The sequence below is a fragment of the Pseudomonas sp. B111 genome, assembly GCF_026428275.1.
Classification (GTDB): domain Bacteria; phylum Pseudomonadota; class Gammaproteobacteria; order Pseudomonadales; family Pseudomonadaceae; genus Pseudomonas; species Pseudomonas aeruginosa.
In genome coordinates this window covers 3,433,531-3,450,981 of the sequence record NZ_CP097857.1, presented here as the reverse complement: position 1 = coordinate 3,450,981, position 17,451 = coordinate 3,433,531, and the positions used below count along the sequence as shown (strand labels likewise).

Sequence of the window (17,451 nt, the reverse complement as noted above, 5' to 3'; positions counted from 1 at the left end):
GGCTACGCCTGGCGCTGCATCCAGGCGCTGAACGCGCGCAGGCGCTCGATGAACACCGCCGGGTCGGTGACCTGGCCGTCCAGCACGGCCTTGAAATATTCCAGGGCCGGCGCCTGTCCGGGGTGCCGCGCGCGAAACAGCGCCAGGTAATGCTCCAGGGTCTCCGGCCAGACGCTTTCCGTCTCCCCGCGAAGGATGTCGCTGGAGCGGATCAGCTTCTTCGCCGCTTCTCGTTGCAGGCGGCGGCGCTCCTCCTCCGAGGACGCGCTTTCCAGGCGTCGCGCATAGTCTTCCAGCACCTGCGCATAGTCGCCGTTGAGGGCCAGGGCGATGGCTTTCGCCGGACGCAAGGGCGGCAGGGCGCTGGCCAGGTCTTCGCCCCACAGGCAGCGGCAGCGGTGCTTGAGCCAATAGCCCCAGCTATCGCGGTTGGCCGGATCGCGGGCCTGGCCCAGGTGGCCGATATCGAAATCGATCTTGCTGACTTCCGGGTGGCGCGCCTGCAATGCCAGGCGCGCGGTTTCCAGTTGCGCGGCCAGTTCGGGGCTGGGCGGGTCGCGCAGGACCAGGGTCAGGTCGAGGTCGGAGTGCCCCGTGATGGCCTCGCCGCGGGCGACGCTGCCGTACAGGTAGACGCTGTGCACGGCCTGCTCGAACGGAGGCCGGGCCAGGGTTCGGCGCAGGTCGTCGAGCAGGGGGCGAAAGGCCGCCTGCGGTTCGACGCGTGGCGGCAGGGGAATGAAGCCATCGGGCATGTCCATGCCGACAGCCTAGCGACACGCCGCCCGCGCGTCGATCAGCCTGCGTTGCGGAACAGCAGCGCCTTGAGGCCCGCCGCGGGGTCGACATCGGGGAACTCCGGCGGATTCTCCAGGCGTTCGACGAAGTGCAGCGACGGCGCCTCGCGGGCGGTTTCCTCGAGGAGGAAGTCGGGGCCGATGGCCGGGTCGTTGATACAGGCCAGCAGGGTGCCGCCGGGCACCAGCAGTTCCGGCAGGCGGCGGAGGATCCTGCGGTAGTCCTGGGTCAGGACGAAGCTGCCCTTCTGGAAGCTCGGCGGATCGACGATCACCAGGTCGTACGGGCCGAGCTTGCGCAGCTTGCCCCAGGACTTGAACAGTTCGTGGCCGAGGAAGCTCACCCGGCCGAGGTCGTGGCCGTTCAGGCGGTGATTGTCGCGGCCGCGGTTGAGCGGGCCGCGGGCCATGTCCAGGTTGACCACCTGGCTGGCGCCGCCGGCAATGGCCGCCACCGAGAAGCCGCAGGTGTAGGCGAACAGGTTGAGCACGCGGCGGCCGGCGGCCTGCTCCTGCACCCAGCGGCGGCCCAGGCGCATGTCGAGGAATAGCCCGGTGTTCTGGTTGCGTCCCAGGTCGAGGCGGAAGCGCAGTCCGTTTTCCACGATGTCCCAGGTTTCCAGCGGCTCGCCCGACAGCCATTCGCAGGCGCTGTCTGGGCGGTAGCGGTGCTGCAGGACCAGGTGCCGGCCCTGGCTCGCAGCCCAGGCCGGCGCCGTGGTCAGTTGCTCCAGGGTCCGACGCAAGGCCTCCAGTTCCTCCGGCTGCGGCTCCTTGAACAGAGTCACCAGCAGGACGCCCTGCAGCCAGTCCGCGGTCAATTGTTCCAGGCCCGGCCAGCAGCGGCCGCGACCATGGAACAGACGGCGGGTCTCCGCCGGCGCCGGGGACAGCGCGGCGAGCAGGTGCTGGAGGAGGGTATCGAGGGCTTCGCGATTCATGGCGGTTCGGCGTTGAAAAAGGGGCGGATTCTACCCGTTGCGTGACGGACAGTCCGCCCCTTCGCTTCAATCGGGCGTCGCGGGCGCAGGCGCGGCGCTGGCCGGACCGCCATCCTGGATCATCAGCAGGCTCTGTGGCGAGGACAGCGCGATGCCTTCGCTGCGCAAGCGGTCGAGGATGGTGAAGAGCAGGTCGCTGCGCGCGCCGGCCACCGAACGCGGGCTGTTGACGAAGCCGCTGGCGTTGAGCACCAGGCCGTTGCTGGCGAGATCCTTGAACGTCACCGAGGGCGCCGGTGCGTCGAGGATCGCCGGGTGTTCGGCGAAGGCCTGCAAGAGCAGTTCGCGGACCTTCATCGCGTCGGTGTCCAGCGGCAGGGTCAGGTTCACCCCGACCACCCCGAGGGCATTGCCCATGGTCACGTTGCGCACGGTCTGGGAGATGAACTGCGAGTTCGGCACGATCACCGTGGAGCGGTCGCCCATCTGGATCTCGGTGGCGCGCACGTTGATCCGCCGGATATCGCCCTCGACCCCGCCCAGGCTGACCCAGTCGCCGACCTTCACCGGCCGCTCGGTCAGCAGGATCAGGCCGGAAATGAAGTTCTGCACGATGGCCTGCAGGCCGAAGCCGATGCCTACCGAGAGGGCGCTGACCACCCAGGTCAGGCTGGTCAGGTTGATGCGCAGGGTGGACATCACCAGCATCGCCAGGAGCACGAAGCCGAGGTAGCCGACCAGGGTCACCAGCGAGGCGCGCATGCCGGCGTCCATGTTGGTTTCCGGCAGCAACCGCTCGCTCAGCCAGCGCTTGACGATGCGCAGGGCGAACAGGCCGCCGACGAACAGCAGCAGGGCGACCAGGATGTCCTGCGGGACGATGTTCAGGTTGCCCAGGGTCTTGCTGCTTTCGCCCAGTTGGGCGAAGCCCTGCAGCAGTTCGCTGGGGCTCGAGCCGACCGGAAGGAAGGCCAGCAACAGCGCGGTGAGCAGCAGCAGGGTGCGGCCGACCCCGGCCAGCACCGTGCTGGCCTGGGCCTGGTGGCGCGGCGACAGGCCGAGCGCATTGGCCAGCGCCAGGCCGCTGGGGTGCTTGGGCGAGAGCAGGGTTTCGCAGATGTCGCCGAAGAAAGCGATCAGCAGGTAGGTGGTGGCCGCGATCACGCTGATCCACAGCAGCTTGCCGGTGAGGAAGTAGGCCAGCGACAGGTAGCCGGTGAACAGGGCGAGGAGGATCGCCGCGATCCATACCGAGGCGACGAAGGGGATCAGCCCGGCGATCCCGCCTGGCCGCTCCAGGTCGTGCTTGCGCCGCACATGGTGGTAGCGCAGCAGGGCGGCGGCGAAGATCAGCGCGGTGACCAGCGCGGTCAGGCCGTTGAGGGCGACGGTCAGGGCCAGGCTGGTGCCGGTGACGCTGTTGATCCGTTCCTCGGTGGCCACCAGCATCAGCGCCACTGCGAGGATCGCCGGGAACGGGCCGAGGGCGCTGGCGATCCTGTCCGGGATCGCCGGCAGCCGCCAGGATGGTCGCGGCAGCATCAGCAGGGCGCGGCCGAGGCCGGCGATGAAGGCGCAGAAGGTCGCCAGGCTCACCAGTTGATCGGTCAGGCTGGCCATGTCGGGGCTCAGGCTGGCGTTGCTTTCCAGGCCCCAGCGCATCAGCGACACCGCGCCGACGATGGTCAGGATGGTCGCCAGCCCGACCGCCAGGGCCAGGGCGCTGCGCCGCAGGCGGCCTTCCGGCAGCCAGCGGATCATCGCCCAGGTAAGCATGCGCTCCAGCAGGCGGCGGCCGAAGCTCCAGACCAGCACGGTGGCCAGCAGGGTTCCGGCGAAGGCCCAGCGGTGTCCGGGCGCGATGGCGCTGTCGAAGGCGACCAGGGCCTCCGCCTTCAGCTTGTCCAGCCGGCGCAGGTCGTCGTCGGTGGGACGGATCAGGGTCGACCAGAAGCTCGGGCTGAACGGTGTCGCCGCGCGGCTGCTGATCTGCGAGTTGAACAGGCTGCGGCGCAGGTTGACGATCTGTGCCGCCAGGTCGCGGGACGACTGGCCGAGCTGGGTGGCCTGGCGTTCGTCATCGAGCAGGGCGTTCTTCTGCCGGGTCAGGGCCTGGCGCTGGGCGGCGAGGCTTTCCGCCTCGTCGGGCTGCGGCGGGCCGATCACTTTCAACTGATCGTCGAGCCGCTCGATGTCGGCCACCCGCAGCGCGAGCAGGGCGTCGGCCTGGCGCTGGACTTGCAGCGCGCTCTGGCGCAACTCGGCGAGGAGGTCGTCGCTGGCGTCGGCGGTGACGCGCTGGCGGATCAGGTCGAGTTGCGCGTTGAGCTGGTCGAGGCTGGCGTCCTCGGCCAGGGCGGCCGGCGCTTCCAGGTCGACGGCCGCCTGCGGAGCCGGCCTGGCGGCCCAGGCCTCGCTGCCCAGGCTCAGGAGCAGGCCCAGGGCCATGGCGAACTGGCAGAGCAACATATGCAGGCTAGCGCGCCTCATCGAATCCCCCTTTCGATCCTGACTGGCTCAAGCAGTATGGACCGGTGCGGGCGCCGAGTAATTCCCCGCGTCGATAATCGCCAGGCGGCGCTAAAGGGACATGGATTCTGGCCATATCGATCCCTTTTTGGCCGCCGCCGCCGTTTTGCCGCGACCGCGCGCTGGGCAGAATCCCTCCACCAAGAACAAGAAACCTGCGAGGTCTCTCCATGCTGAGCGTCTACAGCGACGATCATCGTCTGCACTTCGGCCAGTCGGAACTGGTCGACGGCAAGCTGCAACCCTGTTTCGAAATGCCCAGCCGGGCCGACACCGTGCTGGCCCGGGTGAAGTCGCAGAACCTTGGCGAGGTGATCGCGCCGAAGGATTTCGGCCGCGAGCCGCTGCTGCGCATCCACGACGCCGCCTACCTGGACTTCCTCCAGGGCGCCTGGGCCCGCTGGACCGCCGAAGGCCACAGCGGCGACCTGGTGTCCACCACCTTCCCCGGCCGCCGCCTGCGCCGCGACGGGCCGATCCCCACGGCGCTGATGGGCGAGCTGGGCTACTACAGCTTCGACACCGAGGCGCCGATCACCGCCGGCACCTGGCAGGCCATCTACAGCTCCGCCCAGGTCGCGCTGACCGCCCAGGAGCATATGCGCCAGGGCGCCCGCAGCGCCTTCGCTCTCTGCCGTCCGCCGGGCCATCACGCCGGTGGCGACTTCATGGGCGGCTACTGCTTCCTCAACAATGCCGCCATCGCCACCCAGGCGTTCCTCGACCAGGGCGCCCGGCGCGTGGCGATCCTCGATGTCGACTACCACCATGGCAACGGCACCCAGGACATTTTCTACCGCCGCGACGACGTGCTGTTCGCCTCGATCCATGGCGATCCGCGGGTCGAATACCCGTACTTCCTCGGCTACGCCGACGAGCGCGGCGAAGGCGCCGGCGAGGGCTGCAACCACAACTATCCGCTGGCCCACGGCAGCGGCTGGGACCTCTGGTCGGCGGCGCTCGACGACGCCTGCGTGCGGATCGCCGGCTACGCCCCGGATGCCCTGGTGATTTCCCTTGGCGTGGACACCTACAAGGAAGACCCGATCTCCCAGTTCAAGCTGGATTCGCCGGACTACCTGCGGATGGGCGAGCGCATCGCCCGGCTGGGCCTGCCGACCCTGTTCATCATGGAAGGCGGCTATGCGGTGGAAGCCATCGGCATCAACGCGGTCAACGTGCTGCAGGGCTACGAAGGCGCGGCCCGCTGAGGAGCGAAGCATGCAATCGACTCGCAAGCTGCTGGCCGGCCTCGCGCTGGCCGCTTCCGCCGGGCTGGTCCAGGCCGCGCCGGAAGTACGGATCTACAACTGGTTCGACTACATCGCCCCGGACACCCTGAAGAACTTCCAGGCGCAGACCGGCATCGCGCCGAAGTACGACGTCTACGACAGCAACGAGGTGCTCGAGGCCAAGCTGCTGTCCGGGCATTCCGGCTACGACCTGGTGGTGCCCAGCGACAGCTTCCTGCCCAACTACCTGAAGGCCGAAGTGTTCCAGCCGCTGGACAAGAGCAAGCTGCCGAACTGGAAGAACCTCAACCCGGCCCTGCTCAAGGTGCTTGCGGGCAAGGACCCCGGCAACCGCTACGTGATGCCCTACATGTGGGGCACCAACGGCATCGCCTACAACCTCGACAAGGTCCGCGCGGTGCTCGGCGACGATGCGCCGCTGGACTCCTGGGACCTGGTGTTCAAGCCGGAGAACCTGGCGAAGCTGCAACAGTGCGGCGTGGCCTTCCTCGACTCGCCCACCGAGGTGATCCCCGAGGTGCTGCACTATCTCGGCCTGTCGCCCAACAGCCACCAACCGGAAGACTACCGCCGAGCCGAGGAGCACCTGGCGAAGCTGCGCCCGTACATCACCTACTTCAGTTCCTCGAAGTTCGTCAGCGACCTGGCCAACGGCAACGTCTGCGTGGCCATCGCCTGGTCCGGCGGAGCGATGCAGGCGGCCAACCGGGCCAGGGAAGCGAAGAACGGCATACGCATCGAGTACCGCATTCCGAAGGAGGGCGCCGCGGCCTGGTTCGACGTGCTGGCGATTCCGCGCGACGCGAAGAACGTCGAGCAGGCGCACGCCTTCCTCGACTACCTGCTGCGCCCGGAGGTGGTGGCGCCGATCTCCGACTACGTGGCCTACGCCAACCCGAACAAGGCGGCGGACGGTTTGATCTCGGCGGAGTTGCGCGACAATCCGAACGTCTACCCGCCGGAAGAAGTGCAGGCCAGCCTGTATTCGGTGGAGATGCTGCCGCCGAAGCTGGAGCGGCTGCGCACGCGGACCTGGAGCAGGATCAAGACCGGCAAGTGAGCGGCCGCGGCCAGATGGCGGGTTCGCAGGACGGATAGCGTCCCCCAGGCCAGGCAAGCAGGCCGGAACCGCCGCCCACGACCCGCTGGAGGTCGCTTCCAGGCTTCGACCGGGCGCGCCGGCTTGTCCATAATGGCGCTGCCCGACGGTCGCCGCTGGCGGCCGCTTCCTTCCATGCCTGCCTGTGAGTCCGCCATGCGTAAGTCCGCCGATGCCTTCGCCTTCCAGACGATGCTGTTGCTCTGCGTGATCTGGGGCATCCAGCAGGTGACCATCAAGTGGGCGGCGACGGACATCGCGCCGGTGATGCAGGCGGCCATCCGTTCCGGCATCGCCGCCACCCTGGTCGGCCTGCTGATGTGCTGGCGCGGCGGCTGGGAGGGCTTGCGCCAGGGCACCCTGGGCGCCGGCCTGCTGACCGGCACGCTGTTCGCCCTGGAGTTCCTGTTCATCGCCCTCGGCCTGCAATACACCACGGCTTCGCACATGTCGGTGTTCCTCTATACCGCGCCGATCTTCTCTGCCCTCGGGCTGCACTTCCTGCTTCCCAGCGAACGCCTGCGGCCCTTGCAGTGGCTGGGCGTGGCGGTGTGCTTCGGCGGCATCGCGATGGCCTTCGGCGGAGGCCTGTCGTGGGCGGAAATGGATGGGCGGATGCTGCTCGGCGACGCTTTCGGCCTGCTCGCCGGGATGTCCTGGGGCGCGACCACGGTGGCAGTGCGCGGCACCCGGCTGTCCGAGGCACCGCCAAGCCTGACGCTGTTCTACCAATTGTTCGTGGCATGCGCCGGGTTATTGTTGATCGCTCTTTTCAGCGGCCAGTTCGGCGAGGTCCGCTGGACCCCGGTGAGCACCGCCAGCGTGCTGTTCCAGGGCGTGGTGGTGTCGTTCGCCAGCTACTTCTGCTGGTTCTGGCTGCTGCGTCGCTACCTGGCGAACAACCTGGCGATCTTCTCCTTCATGACCCCCCTGTTCGGCGTCACCTTCGGCGTATTGCTGCTGGGCGAGCCGCTCAGCCTGAACTTCGTCGCCGGCGCGGCGCTGGTCCTCGCCGGCATCACCCTGGTCAGCGGCGAGCAGTGGCTGCGACGCCTGCTGCGACGCTGAGCGAGTGCGACCGGCGCAACAGCAGGCCGGCGAAGACCAGGCCGAGCCCGGCGAGCGCCAGCGCCGGTTGCAGGCCGCCGGCGAAATGCGTGCTGAGCGCCGCCAGCAGCGGGCCGAGCAACTGGCCGAGGGCGAAACCGGTGGTCAGTTGGCCGGCGTTGCGCTGCGGCGTATGCGGCGCCAGTTCGCGGGCGTATTGCATCACCAGTTGCATGCCGGCGAGGAACGGCAGGCCGGTCAGCACTACCCCCAGGGCCAGTCCGCCGATCCCCGGCAGCAGGCAGGCGAGCACGCCGAGGGCCTGTAGCCAGAGCGCGCCGACCAGCCAGCGGCGGGTCCCGTCCGGGCGCTGCCGGCGCAGGCTGATCAGCACTACCCCGGTGGCCGAGGCCAGGCCGAAGCAGGGCCAGAACAGATCGGCCTGCCATTGCCCGTGGAAACGCGCCGCGGCCATCTGCGAGAGAAAGGTGGCCGGGATGATGTAGCCGAGGCCGACCAGTCCGTAGGCCCAGGTCAGGCGGCCGAGGCCGGCGTTCTCGCTTGCCGTTGCAGGCGCGTCGTGGCCGGCGCTGCGTGCGGCCGGGCGCGGCAGCAGCGGCAGGAGCATGAGGATCAGGACCAGCGCGAGGTCGGCGAAGAGCTTCCAGATGAACACCGAGTCCTGGCCCAGGGCGTTGCCCAATGCCGCCAGCAGGCCGGTGACCATCACCCCGATGCCGGGGCCGGCGAACACCAGCGCGCCCAGCCGGGCCCGACCGCTTTCCGCGGCGAGGCGCTGGCTGAGGGCGGTGACCATGATCAGGACCCAGGCGCTGGCTACGCCAAGACCGAAGCGCAGCAGCGCGTGCGGCCAGAAGCCCTCGGCCCAGACCGAGGCCAGGGTCAGGCCGAAGCAGGCCCATAGCCCGACCAGCAGGCGCAAGCGCGCCTGCCGCGCTTCGCGGGCGAACAGCGCGTCCAGCGCGCCGACCAGGTAGCCGAGGTAGTTGGCGGCGGCCAGCAGGCCGGCGCCGGTCAGGTCGAGCTGGCCTTCGCGGATCAGGTGCGGCAGTTGCGGGGTCAGGGAGAAGCGCCCGACCCCCATGGCGACCACCAGCGCCAGCAGGCAGGCGAGCAGGCCGACCAGCGGCGAACGAAGAAAATCACGGGACATGTGCGGATTCCTGCCGGGGGATGAATGGCAGCAGGTTAGGCCTTGCGGCAATTCTGTAAAAATGAATAATCGTGAATTACTTGTTCTGTTTTGGAGAATTAACCGTGGAGTTCGGCCAGTTGAGGATCTTCCAGGCGGTCGCCGAAGAAGGCTCCATCGCCCGCGCCGCCGAGCGCCTGCACCGGGTGCCGTCGAACCTGTCGACGCGCCTGCGGCAACTGGAGGAACAGCTTGGCGTCGACCTGTTCCTCCGCGAACGCCAGCGCCTGCAACTGTCGCCGGCCGGCAAGGTCCTGCTGGACTACGCCGCGCGGCTGTTCGCCCTGCAGGAGGAGGCGCGCGCGGCGGTGCAGGGGGGCGAACCGGTGGGCGATTTCGCCCTCGGCTCGATGTACAGCACCGCGGCGATCCATCTGCCGCCGCGCCTGGCGGAATACCACCGGCGCTATCCGGCGGTGAACCTGCAATTGCAGACCGCGCCCAGCGGCGAGCTGGTCGAGTCGCTGCTGGGCGGGCGCCTGGATGCCGTGCTGGTGGACGGCCCGCTGGACTTCGACGGCCTGGAGGGCCTGCCGATGTTCGAGGAGCGCATGGTGCTGGTCACCGAGAATGGCCACCCGCCGGTGCGCGGTCCCGAGGGCGTGGCCGGCAGCGCGGTGATCGCCTTCCGCCCGCGCTGCTCCTATCGCCTGCTGCTGGAGTCCTGGTTCGCCAGCGCGCGGGTGAGCATGGGCCGGGTGATGGAGATCGAGTCCTACCACAGCATGCTGGCCTGCGTGGTGGCCGGCGGCGGGGTGGCGCTGATGCCGGTGTCGATGCTGCAAAGCCTGCCGGGGCGGGAGTCGGTGGCGGTGCATGCGCTGGCCGAACCGTTCGCCCGGGCGAGTACTTGGCTGGTCTGGCGCAAGGGCATGGTCGGCGCCAACCTGAAGGCCTGGATCGGTCTCCTGCAAGGGCGGGAATCGGCGTTGGCTTGATTCAGGTCAGGGTCCGGGGCCGGTTTCCCGCAGTAAAGTTGTTTCCAAGGACGGAGTGGAACGTGCGGAGAGTGGGACGCCGGTCTACTCTTTCCTAGGGCGACCTGACTTGTCAGGTCGCCCGATTCTCCTTCCCTTGGACAAGGGGCCTGTCATGAAACTCTGGCTGCAAAACCTGGCGTGGCAACTCGGTGTCGCCCTTGGCCTGATCGAGCCCCCGCGCATGCAACCCATCCCGGTGGAAAACGACGAGCAACGCCGGCGCCTCGCCGCGCGGCAACGTCGCTGAGCCGGTTCCCCGACGCTCTGGCCTCCGCCTGTGGCGCTGGCCAGAGTCCCGGTTTTGGCCTATCGATCGTGGTTCCTGAACCAGGCGACGATCATTTCCCGCAAACGCTCCCCGGAAAAGCTCGCGAAATGCCCACCATGCACGGTGCGCACCGGTAGCTCGCGCAGGCGCGCGAGGCTGGCGGCATAGTCGTCGAGGTTGGAATGATAGGCGTCCTCGACCAGCGGACCGTCGTAGACGATGTCGCCAGAAAACAGCGTCTGTGTCGCCGCTTCCCACAGGCTGATGCCGCCCGGCGAGTGCCCGGGCGTGTGCAGCACCTGCAGCACGCGGTCGCCGAGATCGAGCACGTCGCCTTCGTCGATCAGGCGGGTCGCCGGCGCTGCTCGCACCCGGTATTCGGCGTAGCACAGCGGGCACTCCGGATGCGCCTCGAACATCTCGTCGCCGACATAGGCGCGCGCCAGGGTGTTGTCGCCGTCCGGCGCGGCGAGGATCTCCGCCTCGGCCGGATGCGCCAGGCGCTCGGCGAATTCGTGGTGGCCGGCGATATGGTCGAAGTGGGTGTGGCTGGCCACCGCCAGCAGCGGTCGTGCGGTGAGCCAGGGCAGTTGCTCGCGCAGGCTGACCAGACCGGAGCCGCTGTCCACCAGCACGTCGCGCTCGCGGCCCTGGACATGCCACATGTTGCAGCGATAGAAGGGGCGCACGTAGGGCTCGTGGATCAGGCTGATGCCGTTGTAGAAGTGCCGGGTTTCGAACCAGCGGTCGCGGCTGACGATTCTCATCGCGGTCTCTGTCGGTGGAAAGGCTATCCCAGGAGGATAGGCGTTCAGGGTATGACCTTGCCCGGGTTGAACAGTCCGCTGGGGTCGAGCAGTTCCTTGATCTGCGCCATCAGCGCGAGCTTCAGCGGATCGGCGTAGCGACCCAGAGCTTCCTTCTTCTCCAGGCCGATGCCGTGCTCGGCGGAGATCACGCCAGCGCATTCGCCCAACTCGCCGTAGAGGATTTCCTCCACCGCCTGGTGCAGCGGCAGCAGCGGGACGTCGGCGGCGAGCATGACGTGCAGGTTGCCGTCGAGGAAATGGCCGAAGAGGAAGACCCGCATGCCCTCCACCAGGTCGTCCAGGCGCCGCCGGATGCGCTCGACGTAGCCGGCCAGGGCTGGCACCGGCAGCGATACGTCGAAGGACAGGCTGTCGACGCCGGCGTGGATGGCCGCGTCGGAGTCTTCGCGCAGGCGCCAGATGGCCTGGCGCTGGGTTTCGTTGGCGGCGAGCAGGGCGTCTTCCACCAGACCATCCTCGAAGCAGCCTTCCAGCAGGGTGGTGAGCGCCTCGCCGGCATCCAGGTGGCGGTCCTCGGCCAGTTCCACCAGCAGGTAGAGAGGGCAGGGCGCCAGGCTCGGCGCGCTGTCGCCCATGGGCGCGGCGGTGCATTGCAGGTAGTCGTGCCAGAGGATCTCGCAGGCGAACAGGCGTTCGGCGTGCTCGCGGCGCAGGCGCGCGGCGATGGCGATCGCCGCGTCGACGTCGGGCAGGCCGAGCAGGGCGGTGGCGCCGGGACGCTGCAACGGCTCCAGGCGCAGTACCGAACGGGTGACGATGCCGAGGGTGCCTTCGGCGCCGACGAACAACTGCTTGAGGTCGTAGCCGGTGGTGTTCTTCAGCAGCCCGCGCAGGTCGCTGTAGACGCTGCCGTCGGCGAGTACCGCTTCCAGGCCGAGCACGCGCTGGCGCATGGTGCCGAAGCGGAAGGCGCGGATGCCGCCGGCGTTGGTCGCGACCAGCCCGCCGACGCTGGCGCTGCCGCGCGCGGCGAGATCGATGCCGGGGTCGAGTCCGGCCTCGGCGGCCAGCGCCTGGGCCTGTTCGAGGGTGACGCCGGCGTCGAGGTCGAGGGTCTGGCTGGCCGCATCCAGCCGGTGTATGCGGTTCAGCCTGCGCAGCGAGAGCAGCACGTCGCCGGCTTGCGCGGCGCCGCCGCCGACCAGACCGGTGAGTCCGCCCTGGGGCACCAGGGCGCGTCCCGCCTGGCGGCACAGACGCACCACGGCAGCGACCTGGTCGGTGCTTTCCGGCAGGACCAGGAAGCTTCCGGCGAGGTTCTGCGGATGGTAGCCGGGGTCCTGCCCGGCGAGCGCGGCACTGTCGCGCACGCCACGGGCGCCGAGGATCTCGCAGAGGGAGCGGTAGAGTTCGGAATCGTCCATGGCGGGCTCCGGGTCAGGGATGGAAGGGCGCGGCTTGCAGCACCTCGACGATCAGCGGACGGTCCGCCGGGGCGCCGCGCAGCAGTTCGCGCAGGTGCTCGAGATCGCGCGCGCGTTCGGCGGCGCAGCCGAAGCCGCGGGCGATGGCGAGGAAGTCCGGAGTGTAGATATCGACCCCGAGCGGAGTGATCTCGCGCCGCTCCATGTAGCGCTTGATCTCGCCATAGCCGTGGTTGTTCCACAGCAGCACGACGATGCCGACCTTGGCTTCCACCGCGCTGGCCAGTTCCGGCAGGGTGAACTGCAGGCCGCCGTCGCCCATCAGGCTGACCACCGGGCGTCCCGGCTCACCGAGCTTGGCGCCGATGGCGGCGGGCAGGCCATAGCCGAGGGTGCCGTAGCCGGTGGAGGCGTTGAACCAGCGGCGCGGCTCATCGAGATCGACCAGGTGGTTGCCGCTGTAGACGGTCTGGGTCGAGTCGCCGACGAAGCGGGCGTCCGGCCACTCGGCGAGGATCGCGGCGAACAGCTGGCGATAGTGCGACCAGCCGGCGAAGTCTTCGGCCAGACGCTGGCGCACGGCGGCGGCGCGCTGGGCCCCGGGGCTGTCCGGCGAGGCCTCTCCGCCCGGCAGTTCGGCCAGCAGCACGCGCATGGCCAGCCGGGCGTCGCTGTGGATGGCCAGGCTAGGCGTGTAGTTGCGCATCAGTTGCTGTGGGTCGATATCGATGCGGATCAACTCGCCATCGAGGGCGAAGCCGCCGTCGAACACCACGTCGTAGTCGGTTTCGCCCAGCTCGGTGCCGATGGCCAGCACCACGTCGGCCTCGGCGGCCAGCTCGCGTACCGGCACGCAGGACTGGTTGCTGCCCAGCAGCAGCGGGTGGTCGGCCGGTAGCAGGCCCTTGGCGTTGATCGTCAGGGCAGTCGGCGCGTCCAGCGCGGCGGCCAGGGCACGCGCTTCGGCGGCGGCCTCGACGCAGCCGCCGCCGAGCAGCAGCAGTGGCTTCTTCGCGTTGCGCAGGCGCGCCGCGGCCTCGCGCAAGGGCGCGAGGGCCGGCGCCGGGCGGCTGGCGACGGTGCGCGGGCGCAGGGCCAGGTGTTCGGCGGGAGCGGTGATGACGTCGAGCGGCAGCTCGATGTGCACCGGCCGCGGCCGCTCGCTGTCGAACACGGCGAAGGCGCGGGCGAGCACCGCCGGCAGCTCCTCGGCGCTCATCAGGGTATGGCTGAAGGCGCAGACGTTGCCTACCAGGTTGCGCTGGTTCGGCAGCTCGTGCAGGTAGCCGTTGCCGTGGGCCAGGCGCGCGCGTTCGTTGACGCTGGAGATCACCAGCATCGGAATCGAGTCGGCGTAGGCCTGGGCCATGGCGGTGAGGATGTTGGTCATCCCCGGGCCGGTGATGATGAAGCACACGCCGGGCTTGCCGGTGACCCGTGCGTAGCCGTCCGCCATGAAGCCGGCGCCCTGCTCGTGGCGCGGGGTGACATGGCGGATACGGCTGCCGGGCAGGCCGCGGTAGAGTTCTACGGTATGTACGCCGGGGATGCCGAAGACGGTCTCGACGCCCCAGGCTTCGAGTTGCTTGACGAGGAATTCGCCGCAGGTGGTCATGGCCGTTCCTTTTTCATGTTCTCGGGAATGGAAAAGGCGAGGGAAAGTCCCTCGCCTGTCGGGGTTGTGCCTGGTTCAGGCGGCGCTGGCGACACCCGTCGGGCGCCGCGAGAACAGGCTGACCAGGACGAAGCTGAGCAGGCCGACCGCCAGGCTGTAGTAGATCGGCGTATTCGCGTCGAGGCCGTCCTTGATCATGAACACCAGCACGGTAAGGAAGCCCAGGGTCATGCTGGTGATGGCGCCGGCGGTGCTGGCGCGCTTCCAGTAGATCGCGCCGATCAGCGGGATCAGCATGCCACCTACCAGCAGGTTGTAGGCCACGGTCAGGGCGCTGATCACGTCGCTGACCACCAGGGCGATGCCGAGCACTACCAGGCCCAGCAGCAGGGTGGCGATGCGGTTCTCGTGCACGTCGCCGTTGTCGGACTGGCCGCGGCCGCGGCGCAGGCGCGGCAGCAGGTCCTGGGTGACGGTGGTGGACGCCGCCAGCAGGCCGGCGCTGGCGGTGGACATCAGCGCCGCCAGGGCGGCGGCGATGACCAGGCCGCGGATGCCGTTCGGCAGGCTGTGCTCGACCACGCTGGCGAAGGCGTTGTTGACGTTCTCCAGGTCCGGCAGCAGGACCTTGGCGGCCATCCCGATCAGCGCTCCGGCCATGCCGTAGAGCACGCAGTAGATACCGGCGGCGGAGCCGGCGACCTTGGCCACGGTCTCGCTGCGGGCGGTGAACACCCGCTGCCAGATGTCCTGGCCGATGAAGATGCCGAAGAAGTAGATCAGGAAGTAGGTGACGATGGTGTCCCAGCCGATCGCGGTGAAGTCGAAGTAGCTGGCCGGCAGCTTGGCCACCAGGGCGTCCCAGCCGCCGGCGTCGTTGATCGACAGCGGCATCAGCAGGAACACCAGGCCGACGGTCATGATCAGGAACTGCACGATGTCGGTCAGGGTCAGCGACCACATGCCGCCGATGGTGGAGTAGAGCACCACGACGCCGCCGCCGATCAGGATCGAGACCCAGAACGGCAGGCCGAACAGGACCTGCATGACGGTGCCGATGGCGATGGTCGAGGTGGCGCCGATCATCAGTGCGTAGACCAGCATGATCAGGGCGCTGGCGTGGCGCGCGGCGGGGTTGTAGCGACGCTCCAGGACCTGGGTGACGGTGTAGATCTTCAGCTTCAGCAGCGGCTTGGCCAGGAACAGGCTGAGGCCGACGATGCCGAGGCCGATCGCGCCGCACAGCCAGAAGCCGGAGATGCCATGGACGTAGCCCAGGCGCACGGTGCCGATGGTGGAGGCGCCGCCGAGGACGGTGGCGGCCATGGTTCCCAGGTAGAAGCCGGGGCCGAGGTTGCGGCCGGCCACCAGGTAGTCGTCGCGGGTCTTGGCGCGGCGCATGCCGTACCAGCCCAGCGCGATCATGCCCGCGGCGTAGATCAGAACGACGAATATGTCGAGGGCCATATCAGGTCTCCCAAGTTTCTCATTGTCATTGTTGTATCCGGCGAGGCGCCGGAAGCGCGGGACGCTGGCGTCCCGCCGTGTGTGTACCCCGCCTCAGGCGGTGGCTATCGCAGGGGCCCTCCGCGTGCCGTGCGCGCGTACCCAGCGCGGTCCTCGCGGGCCGTAGACGCAAGGCGGTTCCGGGAACAGGCGCAGCAGTGCCAGGTAGAGCAGGGCGGCCAGGCCGAGGGCGACCGGCAGGCTGAGGTCGATGCCGCCGGCCAGTTCGCCGAGCGGACCGACGAATTGCCCCGGCAGGTTGACGAAGGCCAGGCCGGCTGCCGCGCTGGGAATCCAGGCGCCCATTCCGCGCCAGTTCCAGCCGTGCTCGAACCAGTAGGCGCCGCCGCGCTGGCCGCGGGTGAACACCTGCAGGTCGTCCGGGCGGTAGAAGCCGCGACGGGTCAGCAGGCCGATCAGCATGATCACCATCCACGGGGTGGTGCAGGTGACGATCAGCACGGCGAAGGTGGAGACGCTCTGCACCAGGTTGAAGGCGAAGCGGCCGACGAAGATGAAGCCGATCGAGGCGACTCCGATCAGCACCGTGGCCTGCACCCGCGAGAGCAGGCGCGGGAACACGCTGGACATGTCCAGCCCGGTGCCGTACAGCGAAGTGGTGCCGGTGGACATGCCGCCGATCACCGCGATCAGGCATACCGGCAGGAAGAACCAGCCGGGAGCGATGGCCAGCAGGCCGCCGACGTAGTTGTTGGCGGCGATGTAGTCCGGCGCGCGGACGGCGACGATGGTCGCGGTGGCGAGGCCGAACAGGAAGGGAACCAGGGTCGCCAGCTGCGCGCCGATCACCGCCAGCATGATCCGTGCCTGCGAGGTCTGGCGGGGGATGTAGCGGGCCCAGTCGCCCAGGAAGGCGCCGAAGGAGATCGGGTTGCTCATGGCCAGCAGGGTGGCGCCGATGAAGGCGGCCCAGAAGCCCGGCTGGCCGAGCTGCACGCTGCCGGCGTAGGCGGCGTCGAAGGGGCCGGCGAAGGCGAACAGGCCGAGCAGGAACAGCAGGCTGGCGGCCCACACGGCGATCCTGTTGACCAGCAGCATGAAGCGGAAGCCGTAGATGCATACGGTCAGCACCAGCACGGCGAACAGGCCGTAGGCCAGGCCCAGGTTCAGTTCGCTCTCTTCCAGGCCGACCAGGCGCCGGGCGCCGCCGACCAGGGCGTCGCCGGAACTCCATACCGAGAGCGAGAAGAAGGCGATGGCGGTCAGCAGCGAGAGGAAGGAGCCGACGATGCGCCCGTGCACGCCGAAGTGCGCGCCGGAGGAGACCGCGTTGTTGGTGCCGTTGAGCGGGCCGAACAGGCCCATCGGGGCGAGGATCAGCGCGCCCAGCGTGACGCCCAGCAGGATCGCCCACAGCCCGGCCTGGAAGGACAGCCCGAAGAGCACCGGAAAGCTGCCGAGCACGGCGGTGGCGAAGGTATTGGCGCCGCCGAAGATCATGCGGAACAGATCGACCGGCGTGGCGTTGCGTTCGTGGTCGGGAATCTGTTCGACCCCGAAGGTTTCGATGCGTGTGATTGCGTGTTGGTTATTGTTGTTATCCATGACGTTCTCCCGGGAGAGCTAGCTAGTCGATGGCAGGTACTCCGGCATCGCCGACAAGTGCTCATGGCAGGCCAGCCAACGGCCTTCTTGTTGTTCTAGGCGGAACAGGATGGTTTCCCGTTCCCGGTTCAGGCTTTCCGTTCCCTGGAGGCGCAGCCGGGTGGCGACGTCGTGGCTGAAGATCGCCAGGTCGCCTTGCAGGCTGACGCAGGTATTGCTGGATTCGCACGCCAGCACTTCGAAGCCGTCCTCGCGTCGCCAGCGCTCCCACAACTCGCGGTAGGCCGCGCGCGAGCGCAGCGGCTGAGGCCAGTTGTGGAAGATGAAGCTGGCGTCCTCGCTGAAGGCGGCGAAATAGGCATCGGCATCGTTGCGGGCGAAGGCCGCCACCAGTCGGCGGGCGGCCTCCAGCACCTGTTCGACGCGGTCGTCGGTCATGGTCG

Annotated in this window: 15 protein-coding genes; 5 read left to right on the top strand and 10 right to left on the bottom strand. The window is 68.7% G+C overall.

Going from position 1 to position 17,451, the window contains the following annotated elements:
* Positions 1 to 2: 2 nt before the first annotated feature.
* From M6E97_RS15975 to M6E97_RS15965, 3 genes are all read right to left on the bottom strand, one after another.
* Positions 3 to 761, bottom strand: a complete 759-nt coding sequence (locus tag M6E97_RS15975) for a nucleotidyltransferase domain-containing protein (protein ID WP_033938828.1) — start codon at positions 759 to 761, stop codon at positions 3 to 5.
* Positions 762 to 796: 35 nt separating this feature from the next.
* A complete protein-coding gene (locus tag M6E97_RS15970; protein ID WP_003109570.1) occupies positions 797 to 1,738 on the bottom strand; it encodes a class I SAM-dependent methyltransferase in 942 nt (313 codons plus the stop codon).
* 66 nt (positions 1,739 to 1,804) lie between these two features.
* Positions 1,805 to 4,228 (bottom strand): DUF3772 domain-containing protein, encoded by a 2,424-nt coding sequence (locus tag M6E97_RS15965; protein ID WP_003124946.1) that lies wholly within the window; start codon positions 4,226 to 4,228, stop codon positions 1,805 to 1,807.
* Between the two features lie 209 nt (positions 4,229 to 4,437).
* On the opposite strand from M6E97_RS15965, the gene aphA reads away from it, so the two are divergent.
* The 3 genes from aphA (at position 4,438) to M6E97_RS15950 (ending at position 7,687) form a co-directional block, all read left to right on the top strand.
* Complete coding sequence (gene aphA / locus M6E97_RS15960; RefSeq protein WP_003082940.1) at positions 4,438 to 5,478, top strand: acetylpolyamine amidohydrolase AphA; 1,041 nt, start codon at positions 4,438 to 4,440, stop codon at positions 5,476 to 5,478.
* Positions 5,479 to 5,488: 10 nt separating this feature from the next.
* Entirely contained in the window at positions 5,489 to 6,580 is a 1,092-nt protein-coding gene (locus M6E97_RS15955; RefSeq protein ID WP_033938827.1) for an extracellular solute-binding protein, read from the top strand.
* A 195-nt stretch (positions 6,581 to 6,775) separates the two neighbouring features.
* A complete protein-coding gene (locus M6E97_RS15950; protein ID WP_033938826.1) occupies positions 6,776 to 7,687 on the top strand; it encodes a DMT family transporter in 912 nt (303 codons plus the stop codon).
* Here M6E97_RS15950 and M6E97_RS15945 read toward each other — a convergent pair.
* Entirely contained in the window at positions 7,647 to 8,840 is a 1,194-nt protein-coding gene (locus M6E97_RS15945; protein WP_003133268.1) for an MFS transporter, read from the bottom strand. The two genes, M6E97_RS15950 and M6E97_RS15945, sit on opposite strands and share 41 nt — an antisense overlap.
* Before the next feature lie 104 nt (positions 8,841 to 8,944).
* On the opposite strand from M6E97_RS15945, the gene ptrR reads away from it, so the two are divergent.
* A complete protein-coding gene (ptrR, locus tag M6E97_RS15940; protein WP_034005790.1) occupies positions 8,945 to 9,817 on the top strand; it encodes a putrescine utilization regulator PtrR in 873 nt (290 codons plus the stop codon).
* A 154-nt stretch (positions 9,818 to 9,971) separates the two neighbouring features.
* Entirely contained in the window at positions 9,972 to 10,106 is a 135-nt protein-coding gene (locus M6E97_RS15935) for a PA1414 family protein (RefSeq protein WP_003087006.1), read from the top strand.
* 59 nt (positions 10,107 to 10,165) lie between these two features.
* On the opposite strand, the gene M6E97_RS15930 is transcribed toward M6E97_RS15935, so the two are convergent.
* The 6 genes from M6E97_RS15930 to M6E97_RS15905 form a co-directional block, all read right to left on the bottom strand.
* A complete protein-coding gene (locus M6E97_RS15930; protein ID WP_009314810.1) occupies positions 10,166 to 10,894 on the bottom strand; it encodes an MBL fold metallo-hydrolase in 729 nt (242 codons plus the stop codon).
* Between the two features lie 44 nt (positions 10,895 to 10,938).
* Positions 10,939 to 12,321, bottom strand: a complete 1,383-nt coding sequence (locus tag M6E97_RS15925) for an FAD-binding oxidoreductase (protein WP_033938824.1) — start codon at positions 12,319 to 12,321, stop codon at positions 10,939 to 10,941.
* A gap of 13 nt (positions 12,322 to 12,334) precedes the next feature.
* Positions 12,335 to 13,936 (bottom strand): 5-guanidino-2-oxopentanoate decarboxylase, encoded by a 1,602-nt coding sequence (locus M6E97_RS15920; protein ID WP_024947411.1) that lies wholly within the window; start codon positions 13,934 to 13,936, stop codon positions 12,335 to 12,337.
* A gap of 75 nt (positions 13,937 to 14,011) precedes the next feature.
* On the bottom strand, positions 14,012 to 15,403 hold the full coding sequence (locus M6E97_RS15915) for a sodium:solute symporter (RefSeq protein ID WP_003087011.1): 1,392 nt from the start codon (positions 15,401 to 15,403) through the stop codon (positions 14,012 to 14,014).
* A gap of 93 nt (positions 15,404 to 15,496) precedes the next feature.
* A complete protein-coding gene (locus M6E97_RS15910) occupies positions 15,497 to 17,008 on the bottom strand; it encodes a purine-cytosine permease family protein (protein ID WP_003112429.1) in 1,512 nt (503 codons plus the stop codon).
* A gap of 18 nt (positions 17,009 to 17,026) precedes the next feature.
* Positions 17,027 to 17,446: a YybH family protein gene (locus tag M6E97_RS15905; RefSeq protein ID WP_003087020.1), complete on the bottom strand. Its 420-nt coding sequence runs from the start codon at positions 17,444 to 17,446 to the stop codon at positions 17,027 to 17,029.
* Positions 17,447 to 17,451 lie beyond the last annotated feature (5 nt).

What these genes read in the sequence shown, in the direction of transcription:
- M6E97_RS15945 (WP_003133268.1), bottom strand. Translation starts at nt 8,840, where the DNA reads ATGTCCCGTGATTTTCTTCGTTCGCCGCTGGTCGGCCTGCTCGCCTGC.
- M6E97_RS15925 (WP_033938824.1), bottom strand. Translation starts at nt 12,321, where the DNA reads ATGGACGATTCCGAACTCTACCGCTCCCTCTGCGAGATCCTCGGCGCC.
- M6E97_RS15930 (WP_009314810.1), bottom strand. Translation starts at nt 10,894, where the DNA reads ATGAGAATCGTCAGCCGCGACCGCTGGTTCGAAACCCGGCACTTCTAC.
- M6E97_RS15920 (WP_024947411.1), bottom strand. Translation starts at nt 13,936, where the DNA reads ATGACCACCTGCGGCGAATTCCTCGTCAAGCAACTCGAAGCCTGGGGC.
- M6E97_RS15955 (WP_033938827.1), top strand. Translation starts at nt 5,489, where the DNA reads ATGCAATCGACTCGCAAGCTGCTGGCCGGCCTCGCGCTGGCCGCTTCC.
- M6E97_RS15905 (WP_003087020.1), bottom strand. Translation starts at nt 17,446, where the DNA reads ATGACCGACGACCGCGTCGAACAGGTGCTGGAGGCCGCCCGCCGACTG.
- M6E97_RS15935 (WP_003087006.1), top strand. Translation starts at nt 9,972, where the DNA reads ATGAAACTCTGGCTGCAAAACCTGGCGTGGCAACTCGGTGTCGCCCTT.
- M6E97_RS15965 (WP_003124946.1), bottom strand. Translation starts at nt 4,228, where the DNA reads ATGAGGCGCGCTAGCCTGCATATGTTGCTCTGCCAGTTCGCCATGGCC.
- M6E97_RS15910 (WP_003112429.1), bottom strand. Translation starts at nt 17,008, where the DNA reads ATGGATAACAACAATAACCAACACGCAATCACACGCATCGAAACCTTC.
- aphA (WP_003082940.1), top strand. Translation starts at nt 4,438, where the DNA reads ATGCTGAGCGTCTACAGCGACGATCATCGTCTGCACTTCGGCCAGTCG.
- M6E97_RS15950 (WP_033938826.1), top strand. Translation starts at nt 6,776, where the DNA reads ATGCGTAAGTCCGCCGATGCCTTCGCCTTCCAGACGATGCTGTTGCTC.
- M6E97_RS15970 (WP_003109570.1), bottom strand. Translation starts at nt 1,738, where the DNA reads ATGAATCGCGAAGCCCTCGATACCCTCCTCCAGCACCTGCTCGCCGCG.
- M6E97_RS15975 (WP_033938828.1), bottom strand. Translation starts at nt 761, where the DNA reads ATGGACATGCCCGATGGCTTCATTCCCCTGCCGCCACGCGTCGAACCG.
- M6E97_RS15915 (WP_003087011.1), bottom strand. Translation starts at nt 15,403, where the DNA reads ATGGCCCTCGACATATTCGTCGTTCTGATCTACGCCGCGGGCATGATC.